General features: G+C 71.8%; 12 protein-coding genes. 5 read left to right on the top strand and 7 right to left on the bottom strand.

Annotated elements, in window-relative coordinates:
• Window position 1: 1 nt before the first annotated feature.
• Window positions 2-1,432: a PLP-dependent aminotransferase family protein gene (locus ACIBQ1_RS46165; RefSeq protein WP_397287563.1), complete on the bottom strand. Its 1,431-nt coding sequence runs from the start codon at window positions 1,430-1,432 to the stop codon at window positions 2-4.
• A 63-nt stretch (window positions 1,433-1,495) separates the two neighbouring features.
• On the opposite strand from ACIBQ1_RS46165, the gene ACIBQ1_RS46160 reads away from it, so the two are divergent.
• Both ACIBQ1_RS46160 and ACIBQ1_RS46155 read left to right on the top strand, forming a co-directional pair.
• Window positions 1,496-2,098, top strand: coding sequence for a YitT family protein (locus ACIBQ1_RS46160; RefSeq protein WP_397287561.1), 603 nt, complete (start codon window positions 1,496-1,498; stop codon window positions 2,096-2,098).
• A gap of 81 nt (window positions 2,099-2,179) precedes the next feature.
• Window positions 2,180-3,934 (top strand): glycoside hydrolase family 15 protein, encoded by a 1,755-nt coding sequence (locus tag ACIBQ1_RS46155; RefSeq protein WP_397287559.1) that lies wholly within the window; start codon window positions 2,180-2,182, stop codon window positions 3,932-3,934.
• An 82-nt stretch (window positions 3,935-4,016) separates the two neighbouring features.
• Here ACIBQ1_RS46155 and ACIBQ1_RS46150 read toward each other — a convergent pair whose 3' ends face one another.
• Both ACIBQ1_RS46150 and ACIBQ1_RS46145 read right to left on the bottom strand, forming a co-directional pair.
• Entirely contained in the window at window positions 4,017-4,928 is a 912-nt protein-coding gene (locus ACIBQ1_RS46150; protein ID WP_397287557.1) for a transglycosylase SLT domain-containing protein, read from the bottom strand.
• A 73-nt stretch (window positions 4,929-5,001) separates the two neighbouring features.
• A complete protein-coding gene (locus ACIBQ1_RS46145) occupies window positions 5,002-5,778 on the bottom strand; it encodes a helix-turn-helix transcriptional regulator (RefSeq protein WP_397287555.1) in 777 nt (258 codons plus the stop codon).
• Window positions 5,779-5,870: 92 nt separating this feature from the next.
• On the opposite strand from ACIBQ1_RS46145, the gene ACIBQ1_RS46140 reads away from it, so the two are divergent.
• From ACIBQ1_RS46140 to ACIBQ1_RS46130, 3 genes are read left to right on the top strand one after another with little or no spacing between them, the layout of a single operon-like run.
• On the top strand, window positions 5,871-6,680 hold the full coding sequence (locus ACIBQ1_RS46140) for a phytanoyl-CoA dioxygenase family protein (RefSeq protein WP_397287553.1): 810 nt from the start codon (window positions 5,871-5,873) through the stop codon (window positions 6,678-6,680).
• Entirely contained in the window at window positions 6,677-6,937 is a 261-nt protein-coding gene (locus ACIBQ1_RS46135) for a hypothetical protein (protein ID WP_397287551.1), read from the top strand. Before ACIBQ1_RS46140 ends, ACIBQ1_RS46135 begins: the two co-directional genes overlap by 4 nt.
• A gap of 58 nt (window positions 6,938-6,995) precedes the next feature.
• Window positions 6,996-9,236 (top strand): WD40 repeat domain-containing serine/threonine protein kinase, encoded by a 2,241-nt coding sequence (locus tag ACIBQ1_RS46130; RefSeq protein ID WP_397287549.1) that lies wholly within the window; start codon window positions 6,996-6,998, stop codon window positions 9,234-9,236.
• 77 nt (window positions 9,237-9,313) lie between these two features.
• Here the strand turns inward: ACIBQ1_RS46130 and ACIBQ1_RS46125 are convergent, their stop codons facing one another.
• The 4 genes from ACIBQ1_RS46125 to ACIBQ1_RS46110 form a co-directional block, all read right to left on the bottom strand.
• A complete protein-coding gene (locus ACIBQ1_RS46125; RefSeq protein ID WP_397287547.1) occupies window positions 9,314-12,628 on the bottom strand; it encodes a PQQ-dependent sugar dehydrogenase in 3,315 nt (1,104 codons plus the stop codon).
• Window positions 12,629-12,724: 96 nt separating this feature from the next.
• Window positions 12,725-13,852, bottom strand: a complete 1,128-nt coding sequence (locus ACIBQ1_RS46120) for a sugar phosphate isomerase/epimerase family protein (protein ID WP_397287545.1) — start codon at window positions 13,850-13,852, stop codon at window positions 12,725-12,727.
• A gap of 137 nt (window positions 13,853-13,989) precedes the next feature.
• A complete protein-coding gene (locus tag ACIBQ1_RS46115) occupies window positions 13,990-15,165 on the bottom strand; it encodes an ROK family protein (RefSeq protein WP_397287543.1) in 1,176 nt (391 codons plus the stop codon).
• 736 nt (window positions 15,166-15,901) lie between these two features.
• Entirely contained in the window at window positions 15,902-16,591 is a 690-nt protein-coding gene (locus ACIBQ1_RS46110; protein ID WP_397287541.1) for a TetR/AcrR family transcriptional regulator, read from the bottom strand.
• Between the last annotated feature and the right edge of the window lie 193 nt (window positions 16,592-16,784).

The following is a 16,784-nucleotide window of genomic DNA, read 5'->3' as shown; positions in this document are numbered from 1 at the left end:
CTCACACCATCGTGATGAGCGCCTCCGCCGGGCGGCGGGTGCCGGTGGGGCCGTGGTCGCGGGCGGCGCGGATGCGGGTGACCGCTTCCGTCAGGACCTGGGGCGGCTGGGTGTAGGGCAGGCGGAGGTAGCTCTCCAGGGTGCCCTCCAGGCCGAACCAGGGGCCGGGCGCGAGGCGTATGCCGTGGTGGGCGGCCGCCTCCGCGAGCGGCGTGGCGCCCTGGCCGTTCAGGCGCACCCACAGGGTGCCGCCGCCGCGCGGCACCGTGAACGTCCACTCGGGCAGGTGCTCGCGCAACCCCGACACCAGCGCGTCGCGTGAGGCGCGCAGCGTGCGGCGGCGCTCGGCGCGCGTCTCCTCCAGCCGGTCGAACAGCCGTGCCACCACGAGCTGCTCCAGCACCGGGCTGGCGATGTCCACGGCCGCCCGAAACATGGCCAGCCGGCGCGCCAGCGCGGCGGTGGTGCGGACCCAGCCGATGCGCAGCCCGCCCCACCACAGCTTGGAGGCCGAGCCGATGCTGATCACCCGGCTGTCGGTGTCGAACGCCGCCATCGGCGAGGTGCGGGGCACCTCGTCCAGCGCCAGCTCCGCCCACGTCTCGTCCACCAGCAGCACCGTGTCCGCGCGCCGGGCCCCGCCCACGACGGCGGCGCGGGTGGCGTCGTCCATGAGGGCGCCGGTCGGGTTCTGGAAGTCGGGCATGAGGTACGCCAGCCGCACCCCCGACTGACGCATGGCCCCCGTCACCAGGTCGGCCTGCCAGCCCTCGTGCGAGATGCCGACCGGGACGATCCTGGCGCCGCGCCGCCGGGCCACGTCGATGGCGTGCGGGTAGGTGGGCGACTCCACGAGCACCGGGTCGCCCGCGCCGACGAGCAGGCCGAGCACGAGCTGGATGGCGTGCTGGGAGCCGGTCGTGACGAGGATCTGCTCGGGCCGGGTGGCCAGGCCCCTGGCGGTGTAGTGGGCGGCCACGCGCTCCCTGAGCACCGGCAGGCCGATGGGGTCGTAGCCGTTGCCCATGCCGTACCGGGGCAGGTCCTCCACCGCCTCCAGCATCGCCTGCCGAAGGACCGACGGGGCGGGCGGGGCGGCGCACTGGAGCTGGACGAGGCCGTCGCCGTCGGTGCTGAGCCACGGATTGTCGGGCGCGGTGGCCGGGTCCGGCAGGGCGGTCCAGCTGCCGGAGCCCTGCCGGCTCTCCAGGTAGCCGCGCTCGCGCAGCAGGTCGTAGGCCGAGGTCACGGTGGTGCGGCTGACCTTGAGGGTCTCGGCCAGGTGGCGCTCGGCGGGCATGCGGACGCGTACCGGGATCTGGCCGTCCATGATGAGGGCGCGCACGCCGTCGGCGAGCGCGCGGTAGTAGGGCCGCGCGGCCGGGTCGATCTCGATGAGCCGCGCCACCTGGGTCGCCGACAGATGCCTCATAAGGCCACTTTTCGTGATTGGCTCTGTTTTGGCAAGTCGATCGGATGCCAATCTGTGGCCACTATGAGTGAAACGTTCCTCCTCCGGCCCAGTTCCCTTCCCGCGCGCCTCGTCAGGCTGTACGGCGGGCTCGCGCTCTACGGCGCCGGCATCGGCCTCCAGGTCGAGTCCGGACTGGGGAACGACCCGTGGGACGTGTTCCACCAGGGCCTGGCCATGCGCACCGGCCTGTCCATCGGGACCGTCATCATCGGGATCGGCGCCCTGGTGCTGCTGCTGTGGATCCCGCTGAAGCAGAAGCCCGGCCTGGGGACGATCAGCAACGTCGTCTTCCTGGGCCTGTTCGCCGACGGCGCGATCTTCCTGCTGCCCACCCCGTCACACCTGGTCCTGCAGGGCCTGTACGTGGCGCTCGGCGTCGTCGCCGTCGCCCTGGCCACCGTGCTCTACATCGGCGCCGGCATGGGCCCGGGCCCCCGTGACGGCATCATGACCGGGCTGGTGCGGCTCGGCCTGTCGGTGCGGCTGGGCCGGTTCCTCATCGAGGTCACGGTCCTGATCGCCGGATGGCTGCTCGGCGGCACCGTGGGCGTGGGGACGCTGGCGTTCGCGCTGGCCATCGGGCCGTTGACCCAGCTGTTCGCCCGCTGGTTCCCACTGACGTGATCCCCGTGACCGGGACCGGGCATGACGCGACATGATCGAACCCGGTCACGGGATCACCCCTCGCCCGAGTAGCGTCTAGGCATGCGGATCGAGGACTACGCCCTCATCGGGGACATGCAGTCGGCGGCCCTCGTGGGCCGGGACGGTTCGATCGACTGGCTGTGCCTGCCCAGGTTCGACTCGCCGTCCTGTTTCGCGTCGCTGCTCGGCAGCGAGCGCAACGGGCACTGGTGGCTCGGCCCGGCGGGCCGCAGACCGGCCACCCGCCGGCGCTACCGCCCCGAGACGCTCATCCTGGAGAGCGAGTGGGACACCCCGACGGGCACCGTCCGCGTGATCGACTTCATGCCTCCCCGCGACCGCAACCCCGACGTCGTGCGCATCGTGGAGGGCGTCTCCGGGAGCGTGGAGATGTCCACGCAACTGCGGGTGCGCTTCGACTACGGCAGGATCGTGCCGTGGGTGCGCCGCGACAACGGCCACCTGCAGGCCATCGGCGGGCCCGACTCGGTGTGGCTGCACTCCCCCGTGCCGCTGAAGGGCGGCGACTACGCGCACCGGGCCACGTTCACGGTCAAGGAGGGCGAGCGGCTGCCGTTCGTCTTCACGTGGCATCCCTCGCACGAGCCGATGCCGCCGCGGATCGACGCCGAGACCCAGCTGAGCGAGAGCGAGGCCATGTGGGCGGAGTGGGTCGGGCGGTGCACGTACGAGGGCCCGTACCGGGAGGCCGTGGTGCGCTCGCTGATCACGCTCAAGGCCCTCACCTACGCCCCCACCGGCGGCATCGTCGCCGCGCCCACGACGTCGCTCCCCGAGGACATCGGCGGGGTGCGCAACTGGGACTACCGCTTCTGCTGGCTGCGCGACGCGACGATGACGCTCGACGCGCTGATCAGCTCCGGCTACCTGGAGGAGGCCGCCGACTGGCGCTCGTGGCTGCTGCGGGCCATCGCGGGCCGGCCCCAGGACCTGCAGATCATGTACGGGGTCGCGGGCGAGCGGCGGCTGCCCGAGCTGCGCCTCGACTGGCTCGACGGCTACGAGGACTCCCGGCCCGTCCGCGTCGGGAACGAGGCCGTCAAGCAGCTCCAGCTCGACGTGTACGGCGAGGTGATGAACTGCCTGTTCGTCTCGCGCGCCCGCGGCCTGTCCCCCGACGACCGGGCGTGGACCATCCAGCGCGAGCTCCTCGAGTACGTGGAGGAGCACTGGGACGAGCCGGACGAGGGCCTGTGGGAGGTACGCGGGCCCCGGCGGCACTTCGTGCACTCGAAGGTGATGTGCTGGGCGGCGCTGGACCGGGCGGTCCAGTACGTGGAGCGGTTCGGCCGCACCGGGCCGGTGGACACGTGGCGCGCGCTGCGGGACGTCATCCACGCCGAGATCTGCTCGAAGGGCTACGACGCCCGGCGCAACACCTTCACGCAGTCGTACGGCTCGTCGGAGCTGGACGCCGCGCTGCTGCTGATCCCCATGGTCGGCTTCCTGCCCGTCGACGACCCCCGGGTGGTGGGGACGGTGTCGGCCATCGAGAAGGAGCTCATGTCGGACGGGTTCGTGCTGCGCTACCCGCTGGCCGAGGACAACGACGTGGACGGCCTGCCCGGAGGGGAGGGGGCCTTCCTGGCGTGCAGCTTCTGGCTGGTGGAGGTGATGGCGATGCAGGGCCGCAAGGAGGAGGCCAAGACCCTGTTCGAGCGGCTGCTGGTGCTGCGCAACGACGTGGGGCTGCTGGCCGAGGAGTACGACCCCCGCTACGACCGGCTGGTCGGCAACTTCCCGCAGGCCTTCAGCCACGTCCCCCTGATCCACGCCGCCCGCGCCCTGTCGTAGCCCGCGCCCGCTCTTCCGGGAGCGCGGCATCGGGCCGCGGGTCGACGTCGCCGGCGACGCCGGCGATCTGGCGGGGCGGGGCTCACGGGCCGGTGAGGCGGCGCTCGCCGGCCGTGGTGATCACGAACACCTGCCAGTTGTAGTACGCGTAGTAGTTCCTCGGGTCCCGCTTCATCTGGCGGGCGTGCAGGAGGATGGCGTTCACGTACGCCCGGGAATGGTTGTACGCGTACAGCGCCCGGCGGTAGTCACGGGGCGCGCCCGAGGCGCGCAGGTAGTTGGCGGCGCCCATGATGGCGTCACGCGGGTTCTGGACGTCGCCGCCCAGACCGTACGCCTTCCAGGTGCCGGGCATGAACTGCATCGGCCCCTGGGCGCCCACGTGGCTGTCCGACTTCACCCGCCCGAACTTGGTCTCCGCCAGCATCACCGCCGCCAGCACCTCCCACTCCACCCCGAACCGGCGCTCGGCCTTCTTGAAGTGGCCGAGCAACTCGGCGGCGGGCGGGGCGGGCTGGACCTTGAACGTGGCCGAGGGCTTGACCGGATGGGCCAGGGAGAGCAGCTCGCGGATGGCGGCCGTGTTGTCCTTGGCCTGGGCGGCCAGGCCGGACGGGAGGCGGGCGAAGGCCCGGGAGGCGAGCTCGGGGTGGCGGGCCGTGTAGCGGTAGACGCGCTGCTGGTGCAGGGCCAGGAGCTCGACGTCCCTGGGCGGCTTGCCGGTCTTCGGCCAGGCGTCGATCGCGGCGTTGAGCGCGGCGGAGGTCCCCTTGAGCGCCGCGGCCAGCCTGGCGGGGTCGCCGGGAATCTTCTGGTCGGGCGCGGGAAGCGCCTGGCTCGCCTGCGGGGTGGACGGGCGCGGCGAGGGTTGCCGGCCGGCCGCCGACGCCGAGGGGCCCGGGGCGCCGCAGGCGGCCGTGCCGAGGAGAGCGGCGAGCGCCATCGCGGCCAGAGCGCGGGCAGGGCGGCGGTGATGATCGTGGCGTTCCTCCATGGTCGGCCAACCTACCGGGTACGACCCGTCCCCTGCGCCATCGGACACGCACCCGGCACGCAGTACGTGCGCCCTAAGATCCTCGCCGGTCGGGGCCGCTCGCGCGCAGGGCCCGGGGCGAGGCGCCCAGCTCGCGCCTGCAGACCTTGTTGAACGCCTGCAGGTCCGGGATGCCCACCGCCGCCGCTATCGCGGGGATCGCCAGGGTCGACTCGCGCAGCAGGTGCAGCGCGCGGGACAGCCTCCTGCGGCGGATGTACGCGACCACCGTGTGGCCCGTCTGAGCGCGGAACAGCCGGGTGAGGTGGTTGTGCGACACCCCGGCGGCGCGGGCGACGCCGGGGACGGTCAGCGGCGCGGCCAGGTCCGCGTCGATGTACTCCATGGCCGCCGCGACGACGGCGTGCGCGCTGCCGGCGACGGGCAGGTTCGCGACCCGCCACAGGACCGTCCACACCTCGGCCGACGCCCTCGCCCTGGTGTCGGGGACGGCCGCGATGGTCTGCCGCAGCGAGGCGGCGATGAGCGGCGCCTGGTCCCCCGCGTCCCGCATGACGGCCACGACCCGCCGCTCGTCGACGCCGGGCAGCCTGAAGTGCGCGTACAGGTGCTCCGACCTGCCCCGATAGTGGTAGTGGACCTTGGCGCCCGGCGGGATCAGGCTGACGTGGCCGGGCTTGATCGCGTGCACGGTGCCTTCGAGGACCAGCTCGGCGGCGTACCCGTACAGGTGGACCTGCCACAGGTCGGGCAGCCGGAACACGTCGTGCGGCCTGACCACGCCGTGCACGCCCACGCCCGCGCCGGCCACCACGGGCGGTTCGGAGAGCGCGATCGTCACCTGCCGCACAGGGATCAGTTCTACCGCAGCGAGGGAAAATGAACCAGTGGTTGATGATTACAACCCACGACACGGCCGGTGTCCGGTTTTACCTTTGACGCATGCGAACCACCAGCTTGCTGACCTCCGCGCAGGTCGCCGGATTCGTGGCCGCCGGCTACCTGCGGCTCGACGGGGTCGTCCCGGACGAGCTCAACGACCAGGCGATCGACGTACTGGAGGCGGGCATCCCGCGCACGCCGTACGGCACCCCGGTCGCCCAGGCCTACCTTGAGGGAACGTTCGTCCACCGGCTGATCGAGCTGCCCGCCGTCGCGGGCGCCCTGCGCTCGCTCGTCGGCCCCGACCCGACCGTCGACCACCACGCCGTGCACGTGCGCGAGCCGCACAACGGCCAGGCCCAGCCGCTGCACGCCGACGCCATCATCGACACCCGCATGGACGCCTTCGACGTGCAGCTCATGTACTACCCGCGCGAGGTGACGGCGGAGATGGGCGGCACCCTCGTGGTGCCGGGCAGCCACCTGCGCCGCACCAACGAGAGCGACACCGGCCGCTACCAGAACCTGCGCGGCCAGACCCGGCTCACCTGCCCCGCCGGGACCGTGATGCTGCTCCATCACGGCATCTGGCACGGTGGGCGGCGCAACGACAGCGACGTCCGCAGGTACATGTTCAAGATCCGCTTCAACCCGACCGTGCCGCAGGTGCGGCTGTGGGACACCTCCGACCTGGACGATCCCGCCGTCGTGGCCGAGCTGAGCCGGCGCTTCCCCTGGTACGAGAACGCGACGGGGCGGCTGGAGGTCCACAACCGGGTGCGGATGTGGCGGGCCCTGACCAACGATCCGTCGTTCGACATCGACTACTGGACGACTCGCGTGAACAACCGTCCCGGGAGGGTCGCATGAAGCAGCAGGTGCTGGTTCTCTACCTGGCCACCTCCGCGCTCGACGCGCAGGTGGTGGGCTGGTCGCGCTACGACGGCACCGGGCGCACCGAACCGACGGCCGGTGACGGGGACGAGCCTCCGTACGAGACGGGGGTGGAGGCGTTGCGCGACGGGTGGCGGCTGTTCCAGGCGTCGCAGCTCATCCCACCGTATCCCGGGCACGAATACGACACGTCGTTCCTGAAGCACGAATTCTTCTTCGAGAAAATGTCGTAAACCCGGACGGTCCGGCCTTATCGTGTGATCGCTCGATCTGGCCCGAGGAAGGAGCGGGATGCCTGACCTGCGCCCGCTCCGGTCGGGCGATCCCGCGCGGATCGGCCCGTACCGGCTCGTCGGCGTGCTCGGCTCCGGCGGGCAGGGCGTGGTCTACCGGGGCGTCGGGGACGACGGGCGCGAAGTCGCCGTCAAGGTGCTGCACCTCGTCCATGACGAGGACGTCACCAAGAGCTTCCTGCGGGAGGTGGAGGCGGCGCAGCGGGTGGCCGCGTTCTGCACGGCCGCGGTGCTGGACGTCGGGATGGTCGACGAGCGGCCGTACATCGTGAGCGAATACGTGGCCGGGGACACGCTCCAGGCGCTGGTCCGGGCGTCGGGACCGCGTACGGGCGGGGCGCTGGACCGGCTGGCGATCTCCACGCTGACCGCGCTGGCGGCCATCCACCAGGCGGGGATCGTGCACCGGGACTTCAAGCCGGGCAACGTGCTCATGGGGCCCGACGGGCCGATCGTCATCGACTTCGGGATCGCCAAGGCCCTCGACGCGACGACCCGGACGTCGGTGCCCGTGGGGACGCCCGCGTACATGTCGCCGGAGCAGTTCAGGGGCGAGCGGGTGGGGCCCACGTCGGACGTGTTCAGCTGGGCGGGGACGATGGTGTTCGCCGCCACCGGACGCACGCCGTTCGCGGGGGACACGGTGGCGGCCGTGGTGAACAGCGTCCTGAGCGGCACCCCGGACCTCACGGGGGTGCCGCCGAACCTGCTGGGCACGATCGAGACCTGCCTGTCCAAGGACCCGTCCGCCCGCCCGGCCCCGGCGGACCTGCTCCAGCAGCTCATCCGCCGGCCCGGCCCCCTGGCCCACCACCCCGCCCCCGCACCCACCACCCCGCCTGCGCCTTCGCCCCCGGGGGCGGCGCACGCGGGGCCTCCGCCACCCCCGGGCGCGCGGCCTCTTTCCGGTGCGCCGCCCGCCTCCGGCTCCCCGGCCATCGGTACGGGACCCCGTGCCGGGAACGCCGTTCAGACGGGGCTCCATGCCGGGAGCGGCATCCGGACGGGGCCGCCTGCGGGGGGCGGGCCGGTGGCGGAGACGGATGCGGAGACGGCGGCCGGTCGGGGTCGGTCGGTCAGCCGGCGGGCCGTGCTCGGCGGGGCCGCGGCGGCGGCGGCCGCCCTCGCGGTGTCCGCCTTCACCATCCTCCGCCCGAGGGACGACCTCCTCCACCCGGACGGCCGGCGTACGACCCAGCCGCCCGGCGGAAGCCCGTCCCCCGGCACCGCGTCGCCCACACCCACGCCCACACCGACTCCGACGCCCGCGCCGTCCGACGAGCCGTTCGGGACGCAACTCGCCGCCTCCGCGCCCCTGCCGAAAGCGGACGGCACGATCACGGCGCTGGCCACCGCGGGGAGCACCGTCGTGTGCGGGACCGCCAAAGGAGCGGTGTTCGCGTGGGACCCGGGCCAGGCGGCCACCCGGCTCGGGGACGGCGGGGCCACCACGACAGCGGTGGCCACCGGCAGCGTCGGCGGCACGCCGGTCGCGGCCTCCGGGCACGACGACGGGCGGATGCGGCTGTGGAGCCTGACCGGCGAGAGCCTCGCCTCGCGCAAGGTGAGCGACCCCGTCATCGCGGTCACCGTCACGGGCGCGGGCAAGGCGGTGGCGGTGTCGCAGAAGTACGACTTCATGAAGGACACCCGCAGCGTCGTGCGGCTGTGGGACATCTCCACCGGCAAGCAGATCGGCCCCGCGATCACCGACCATTTCCAGGGCATCAGAGGGCTGGCGTTCGGCCGCCTCGGCGCGGACGACGTGCTCGTCACGGGCGACGGCGGGGAGCGGATCCGGGTGTGGCGGTTGTCGAACGGGAGGATGACGCACTCGTTCCGCACCGGGGAGATCGGCGGGATCGAGCGGCTGGCCTGCGGTGAGATCAAAGGCAAACCCGTCCTCGTCTCGACCCACCTGGACGCGACCCTGCGCGTGTACGACCTGGCCACGGGCAAGCGCAGGAAGAAGTGGGAGTTCAGCGACCAGAGCCCGGACGACCGGGGCACCACGGCCCTCGTCGCGGGACGGCTGGGGGACGTGCCCATCGCCGTCGTCGCCCACGGCCCGTGGAACGGCGACGTCATCGTCCGCGTCTGGAACCTCGATGACGGCGACACCATCGGCGTGCTCGGGTCGATCCCCGCGGTCGCGCTCGCCGAGCAGGGCGGCCACCCGGTGGTCGCCGGCACGGGCGAGGACCGCACCCTCCGAACCTGGAGCCTGGGCGCCGCCTGACCCCTTCGGCACCGGGAGAGGCCGGTTGGGCGGCGAGTGCCCGGCTCGGGCCGGAGCCGGGCACTCGCCGCGGAGTGCTACGGGGTGGTGAGACGGTTGATCAGGGCTTGGGCGTCGCGGGTCAGGATGGCGCGGGTGGCCGGGTCGGGGACGTTGGCGCGCTTTTCCGCGACCTTGATGAAGCGCTTCAGCGCGTCGATCGCGTGCCTGGGCTTGCCGCGCTTCTCGTACCGCTCCGCCGCGTCGAGCTGTCCCAGCAGTTCCCGGGCGCCGTTGGCGGTTACCGTGCGCGCCTTCTTGAAGTGCGCGATCAGCGCGCGCACGTCGGCGTACGAGGTCGTGGTCGAGAACGTGACGGTCGAGGTCACGGTCCGGCCCGCCCGGTCCTTCGCCGTGGCGACGAGGGAGTGGTCGCCGAGGGGCAGGGTCCAGAGGCGTACGGGCGTGCCCGAAGGAACCGGGGTTCCGTCGAGCTTGGCCGTGGTGCTCTCCACGCCCGAGACCGCGTCCGTCGCCGTGAGAACCGGGGTGACCGTGCCCGAGTCACCGTACGGCTTGGCCTCCACGCCGGTGACCGCGAGCGCCGGGTCCGACTTGTCGATCTTGACGGTGACCGTGCCGACCTGGGAGACGTTGCCGCCGCTGTCGGTGGCCCGGTAGCGGACCTCCTTGGCGCCCTCCGCGCTGAGCGTCACCGGGTTGGCGGCGTTCGCCCAGGTGGTGCCGCCGTCGAGCGAGTACTGGCGGGCGGCCACCGTGCCGTTGTCGGTCGCGGTGACGGTGAGCGTGACGTTGCGGGTGTACCAGCCGTCCGCCCCGTCGGGCGAGGCCGGGTTGAGCGTCGCCGTGACGGTGGGTGGGCTGGTGTCCGCGACGCCCCCGCCCTGGAACGTGAACGCGTCCACGTCCACGCCGCCGGTCGAGGTGACGTACAGCCGGCCGGTTCCCGCGGGCGGGTCGGCGAGCGCGGTGGTGATCGTCTGCCAGCCGTCCCCCGGCGGGATCGTCACCGTCGCGAACGGCGAGGCGGTGGGCGACTTCCAGCGCAGGGAGAGCGTGCCCGCGCCCGCGCCCGAGGCCCTGGTCTGGACCCCGGTGATGCCGGCGAAGTTGACCGGGGCGTAGGCGAGCCAGTCCTCGGCGTCGAACGAGGTGACCTTGAACTTGCCCGACGCTCCGTCGTCGGGGGTCTTGGTCACGCCGCTGTTCTCGTCGGCGTGCTCGGCCTGCGCGAGCTTCGGGTTGAGGGTGAGCGCGGCCTCGCCGAGAGCGCCGGGGATGCCGTTGGCGCCGTTGTCGCGGTAGCTCACGACGACCACGCCGTAGATGTTCTCCGTCTCGCCGTGCTCGGGCGCGTTCGCGGGCGTCGGCCAGGCGCCGGTGCAGCCGGTGCCGGTGGTCTCGGGGTGGGCGTGCACGTCGTGCCCGAGGCCGAACGTCCACTGCATGCGCGAGCACACCGGGCTGTCGCCGTCCTCCGCGTCATGCACGGCGATCTTGTACGGCACCGCGTTCCCCCAGTCGAAGAACCCGCCGTCGGGCGGCGTCTGGACGCTGACCTCGGGCGCGGTGTTGCCGACGGTGATCTCGGCCGAGGTGAGGCCCGCCCGACCGCCGGAGTCGGTGACGCGCAGCCGCGCCACGTACTGCCCCAGCTCGGTGTAGGTGTGCGTGGCCGTCGCCCCGGTGGCGTCGAACGTGCCGTCCCCGTCGAAGTCCCACTCGTACGTCAGCGTCCCCGGCTCGGTGTCCCTGGAGGACGACGCGTCGAAGGCGACCGTGAGCGGCGCCTGGCCGCTGGACGTCTTGTCCGTGGTCATCCTGGCCTGGGGCGTCTTGTTGTCCGGGGTGTAGTCGATCCGGTAGAGCCCGGCGTCGGGGTTCGCGCGGAAGAACCCGTCGCCGTACTCCAGCACGTACAGCGACCCGTCGGGCCCGAACTCGATGTCCATCGGGCTGTCGGTGATGGGTTGCGCGGCGTCCTTCAACTCGGCGTTGGGCAGGAAGTGCTCCAGCTTGGTGACCGGCCCGTCCGGGTACGTCACGGTGAACGCCGCCAGGTAGTCCTGCGAGAACTCGGCGAAGAACGCCTTGCCGTCCCAGTACGCGGGCAGCTTGCCGGGTGCAGGGTTGTCCGCGTCGTAGTGGTAGATCGGCCCGCCCATCGGCCCCTGACCGCCCTGCGGGTCGAAGTCCACGAGCCCGGCCCACTCGGGCGGCTGGTGGGTGTTGTTGTCGCCGTAGTAGAGGTCGGCGGGGACGGCCGGCGGGAGCCGGTCGATGCCGGTGTTCCAGCGCGAGGTGTTCAGCGGCCCCGCCGCGCAGTCGAACCACGGGCCCGGCTGGGCGGTCTCGAAGTCCCAGTCGTTGTAGTTGAAGTTGTTGCCCGTGCAGTACGGCCAGCCGCTGTTCATGGGCTTGGCGAGCGGGGTGATGTTCCACTCGACGTAGCCGAGCGGGCCCCGGTTCGGGTCGGGGGTCCCGGCGTCGGGGCCGTAGTCGGCCCACGACAGGGTGCCCGTCTCGGGGTCCACGTCCATCCGGAACGGGTTGCGCACCCCGGTCACGAAGATCTCCGGCCGCGTCTTGTCCGTGCCCGGCGGGAACAGGTTGCCCTGCGGGACCGTGTACGTGCCGTCGTCCGCGACCTTGATCCGCAGGATCTTGCCGCGCAGGTCGTCGCTGCTGCCCGCCCCGCGCCGGGCGTCGAAGCCCGGGTTCATGCCGGGCGCGTCGTTGTTGGGCGCGTACCCGTTGGCGCCCGGCGCGCCGGCCGGGGTGTTGTCGCCGGTGGCGAGGTAGAGGTTGCCTTCGGCGTCCCAGTCCACGTCGCCCGCCACGTGGCAGCACTGCCCGCGCTGCGTCTCGATCTTGATGATGACCTGCTCGGTGGACAGGTCGAGCGCGTTGCCGGTCCACTTGAAGCGGGAGAGCTGGTTGTAGCCCTTCCACTGGTTCCAGTACGTCTCGTCGGCCCCGGCGGGCAGCGAGTTGGGCGCCGAACCGGCCGGGGTCGTCTCCGGGTACGGCGCCGACATGGTCTTGGGCGCGTAGTAGAGGTAGACCCAGTGGTTCTCGCTGAAGCGGGGGTCGAGGGAGACCGTCTGCAGGCCGTCCTCGGAGTTGTTGTAGACCGGGACGGTGTTGACGATCTTCGTGACGCCGCTGGCCGGGTCGGTCAGCCGCAGGTCGCCGTTGCGCGCGGTGTGCAGGACCCGCCGGTCGGGCAGGACGGCCAGGTCGATCGGCTCGCCCACGTTCTTGGTCAGAGTGATCTTCTCGTAGCTCGACCACTCGGTGGCCGGTTCTTGCGCCTGGGCGGGGCCGGGTAAGGCGACGAGTGCGGTGGCGGCCAGGAAGAAGCCGCCGAGCACCGCGAAGGTACGCTGCATGGTGATGCCGCTCCTAGGACGAGGAGTGTCATGGTCCGGGCCGCCACGCCTGCCGCTGCAACGGCAGGGATCGCGTGGCGGTCCGGCCTTCGAAAGTCAGCCGCGCAGGGCGGCCATGTTGCGGTAGCTGAGCTCGGCGTACTGCAGCGACTGGCCCGGGTCCGTGCCGGGCGCGTTGTCCTGCTCGTACATCGGGTTGTGCCGGCTCCTGGACCGGAGCCGGCCGAAGAAGCGGGCGTAGTCGATGTCGCCGGCGCCGAACGGCACCATGTCGTAGCCGTTGGCGGTGGCCGGGTTGGAGGTGCCGTCCTTGGCGTGGAACAGCGGGAACCGCTTCTCCTGCGCCAGCACGGTGGCCAGCGGGTCGAAGACGTCGGTCTGCGCCGAGCCGTCGGGCGCGGTGTACGTACGGTGCTTGAACTGGGCCACGTGCGCCCAGAAGATGTCCATCTCGAAGTAGACCCGCCTGGGGTCGCTGATCCTGAAGAAGTACTCCAGCTTGCGGATGCCCGAGGAGCGGGTGGGCCGGCCCTGGTCGTCGAGCGGGCCGCTGTCGAGCAGGAACGCGTACGCCGCGTCGTGGTTGTGCGTGTAGAGCTTGACCCCGGCCCGGCAGGCCAGCTCGCCGAGCGCGTTCCACTTCTCCGCCGCCACGTCCCAGTCGGCCTTGTACGCGCTGCCCGTCGGGTCGGCGCCGGTGCCCACGTGGTCCAGGCCGAGGATGTTCGCGATCTCCAGCACCTGCTTGAACCGGTCGAGGTCGGCGGTGCTCAGCGGCCACGAGGCCGGGATGAAGCCGTGGTTGCCCTCGGCCCGCAGCCCGTTGTCGTCGAGCCAGCTCCGCAGCAGCCTGGCGCCCTCGACGGTCTCCAGGTTCGCGCCGCCCTCCGCGTTGGCGTGCTGCCGGTACCCGGCGAACTCGACCTGCTTGTAGCCGATGCGCGCGAGCGCCTCGAACACGCGGCGGAAGCCGGACGGCAGGGTCGTGGACGCCGGGTCGCGGCCGATGGCGTCGCGGACGGTGTAGAGGATGATGCCGCGCTTGCCCGGCGGGATCAGCGGCCGGTTCCAGCCGCCCTGGGCCTGCACGGGATCGGCGGCGGCGGGCTGGGCGAGGGGGACGGCGACCGCGGCGGCGATGCCGGTGGTGGCCGCGAGTAAGCGGCGGCGGCTCAGGCCGAGCGTGCGGCGGAGCGCCTCTTCCTGCTCATGGAGCTGGCTCACGCGTGTTTCCCTTTCTTGAGGGACGCGTGCGCCGACCACGTCACGGCGTAACTGTGCCCGGCTCCACGAACATGCCACCGCGCGGGGAGCCTGCGACGATCAATTGTTACAACGCCGCGCAGAAGCGGTCAATGGACTCAATCGGCGGTGGCCCGATCGATGGCGTCCGGTGCGAGCACGTGGTCGACGACCATGACGGCGGCTCCGACGACGCCCGCCCGGTCGCCGAGCCGGCTCGACCTGATGCCGAGATGCTGGGTGGCCAGCGGGAGCGACCGGCTGTAGATCGTCTCCCTGACCCCAGCCAGCACCTGCTCGCCCGCCTCGGCGACGTCCCCGCCGATGACGATGAGCGAGGGGTTGAAGAAGTTCACGATCGAGGCCATCACGGCGCCGACCTCGCGGCCGGCCTGCCTGACGAGCCGCGTGGCGCGCAGGTCGCCCGCGCGCATCAGCGCCACCACGTCCCGGCTGCCGTGCGCCTCGATCCCGGCGGCGCGCAGCTGCCCGGCCATGGACGCGCCGCCCGCGACCGCCTCCAGGCAGCCGGTGTTGCCGCACCGGCAGGGCGCCTCGGACGCCGGGACCCGGATGTGGCCGACGTCCCCCGCGGCGCCCTGCGCGCCCCGGTGCAGCCGGCCGCCGGAGATGATGCCGCAGCCGATCCCGGTGCCGATCTTGATGAAGATCAGGTGGTCGACCTCGGGCCCGGCGGCCCAGTGCTCGCCGAGCGCCATGATGTTCACGTCGTTGTCGGCCAGCACCGGCGCGCCGAGCCGCGCGCCGAGCCAGCCGGGCACGTCGAAGCCGTCCCAGCCGGGCATGATCGGCGGGTTCACCGGCCGTCCCGACGCGTGCTCCACCGGCCCGGGCAGCCCGACGCCGGCCCCGCACACCTGATCGAGGTCGTGCCCGGTGTCGGCCAGCAGCTCGCAGAAGGCGGTGGCGACCCACCCCAGGGTGGGCTCGGGCCCCTGGTCGACGGGCAGGTCGGCGGCCCGTTCGGCGAGCACGGTCATGCCGAGGTCGAGCACGGCCAGGCGGGCGCGGGTGGCGCCCAGGTCGGCCGCGAGCACCACCCGCGCGCCCTCGTTGAACGCGAACACCGCCGCCGGGCGGCCCCCGGAGGAGATCGAGTCGTCGGCGGCCACCACCCAGCTCCCGGCGATCAGCCCGTCGAGCCGCTGCGACACGGTGGACCTGGACAGGCCGGTGAGCTGGACCAGCTCGCCGCGGGTGCGGGCCCGCCCGTCCCTGAGGATCGCCAGCAGCGCCCCCGCTCCGGCGCTCTGTCCGTTGGATCCCGTTGACATGAGGACCATCTTACTTCGACGATCGACCTACTTATGTTGACAGAAACGAAAAGTCCGATCTATTGTCGCGAAATATGCCGGACATACGTGGGCAACAGCCCACATGTCGTGAGATCGTCCGGCGATTCCCGAGCTCCGGCCCGGGATGAACGCTCCACGTCTGGAGGATTCGGTCCGGCCCTCGCCCGCAGTCGCGCCGAGACGCGGGCCCCGAAGGGATGCCACCCGGCCGGGTCCTCCATAGTGCCTGGTTCCGGCGATCCGGAACCCAGTGTTTCGGGCCCAGAATGCGAATCAGATGCGGGAGCGCTCCCAACTCTACCAGGGCCAGCCTGAACTGCGAGCATGCCCATAAAGTCCGACATTTTCTCAATTGGTGGACGGCGACCGGCCGGCGCAATCACGCCGAGAGCGAGGGCTTGACAGCCCAGACAGGCCCGTCCATACCGATTCGTGAGTAAACGTTCCAGATTTCCAGAGACTTTGAAATAAGGCGACCGAGCTGGGCTTTTGTCCCGTCGCTACGGCTAGTCAATAGGCCGGGCAATTCCGGCGAGTCCGATACTTGGTATTGAGGCCATCGCCGCGAGCACAGCTGCCATACTGCGCTTGGGAGCGCTCCCGCGAGCGATCACGCTCCCCCATGACACCCCTCCAGGAGCTGCCGTACGGCAGCAGCGACACCGAAGGCGACCCATGGGATCGGTCTGTGTCGGACTTGGCGTGGCTCGCCGACCTAGCCGCGGAGGCGTTCAAGCCCGTCCAGGAGCAGATCGAGGGTGAACTCGAACTCGACCTGGCTGTCGCACCAACCCAGCGTGGGGTCGGTGACGTCGTGGATCTCGGTCGCCACCATCGCTGTCAGGTGCGGCAGGGCTTCGGCCATGGCGGTCAGGTCTGCTTCCGCGGCGTCGACCTCCATGCTTCCCCCGGCCGACACCGGGCTGAAGATCTCCTGCACGAACCCGAGAGGCAGGCTGCCGAACGCGTGCAGCGCCCGGTGCGCGAGGCGGTACGAGAACCCGGCACCGACCAGCGTGCCCACGATCCCGTCGTAGTACGCGACAACGCCGGCCGGGATGGTCCGGCGCGAGCCCAGCAGCCCGGGCGCCCACGGGTGAGGCAGCATCACGTCCCGCGCCGCGAGGAACCGCTGCCGCAGCCGCGTACGCCAGTCTCCGTCAGGTTTGGTCGTGTCGAGGCGGCCGACCGCGTCATGGATCTCAGCGACCACGGTCTCGACGACGCCGTCGAGCAGGGCCTCCTTGCCCGGCAGATGGTAGTAGAGCGACATGGCCTCGACGTCGAGGTCGGCGGCGAGGCGGCGCATCGTCAGCGCCTTGATCCCCTCCGCATCGGCCAGGACGACCGCCGCCGCCAGCACGCGCTCGCGGCTGAGCGGCTCGCGGAATGTCTTCGCTGCCATCGGCCTTCCACCCCCTTGTCGGCGCCTTACATCGTAAGTTACCTTACGAGGTAAGGTACACAGTCAATCTCTCGCGGCCGCCGCGCCGGCACAGCCCTCAGTCGGGTCGGGAGCAGGCGAGGTGAATGATGCTCGACGGTAGGGCCCAGGGCCTTTCTTCCGCCGGTTTCCCGGTCGGCTGTGCCACTCCTGG

Origin of the sequence: Nonomuraea sp. NPDC050153 (genome assembly GCF_044460125.1) — a bacterium.
GTDB lineage: Bacteria > Actinomycetota > Actinomycetes > Streptosporangiales > Streptosporangiaceae > Nonomuraea.
This window is presented reverse-complemented; position numbering and strand designations above follow the sequence as displayed.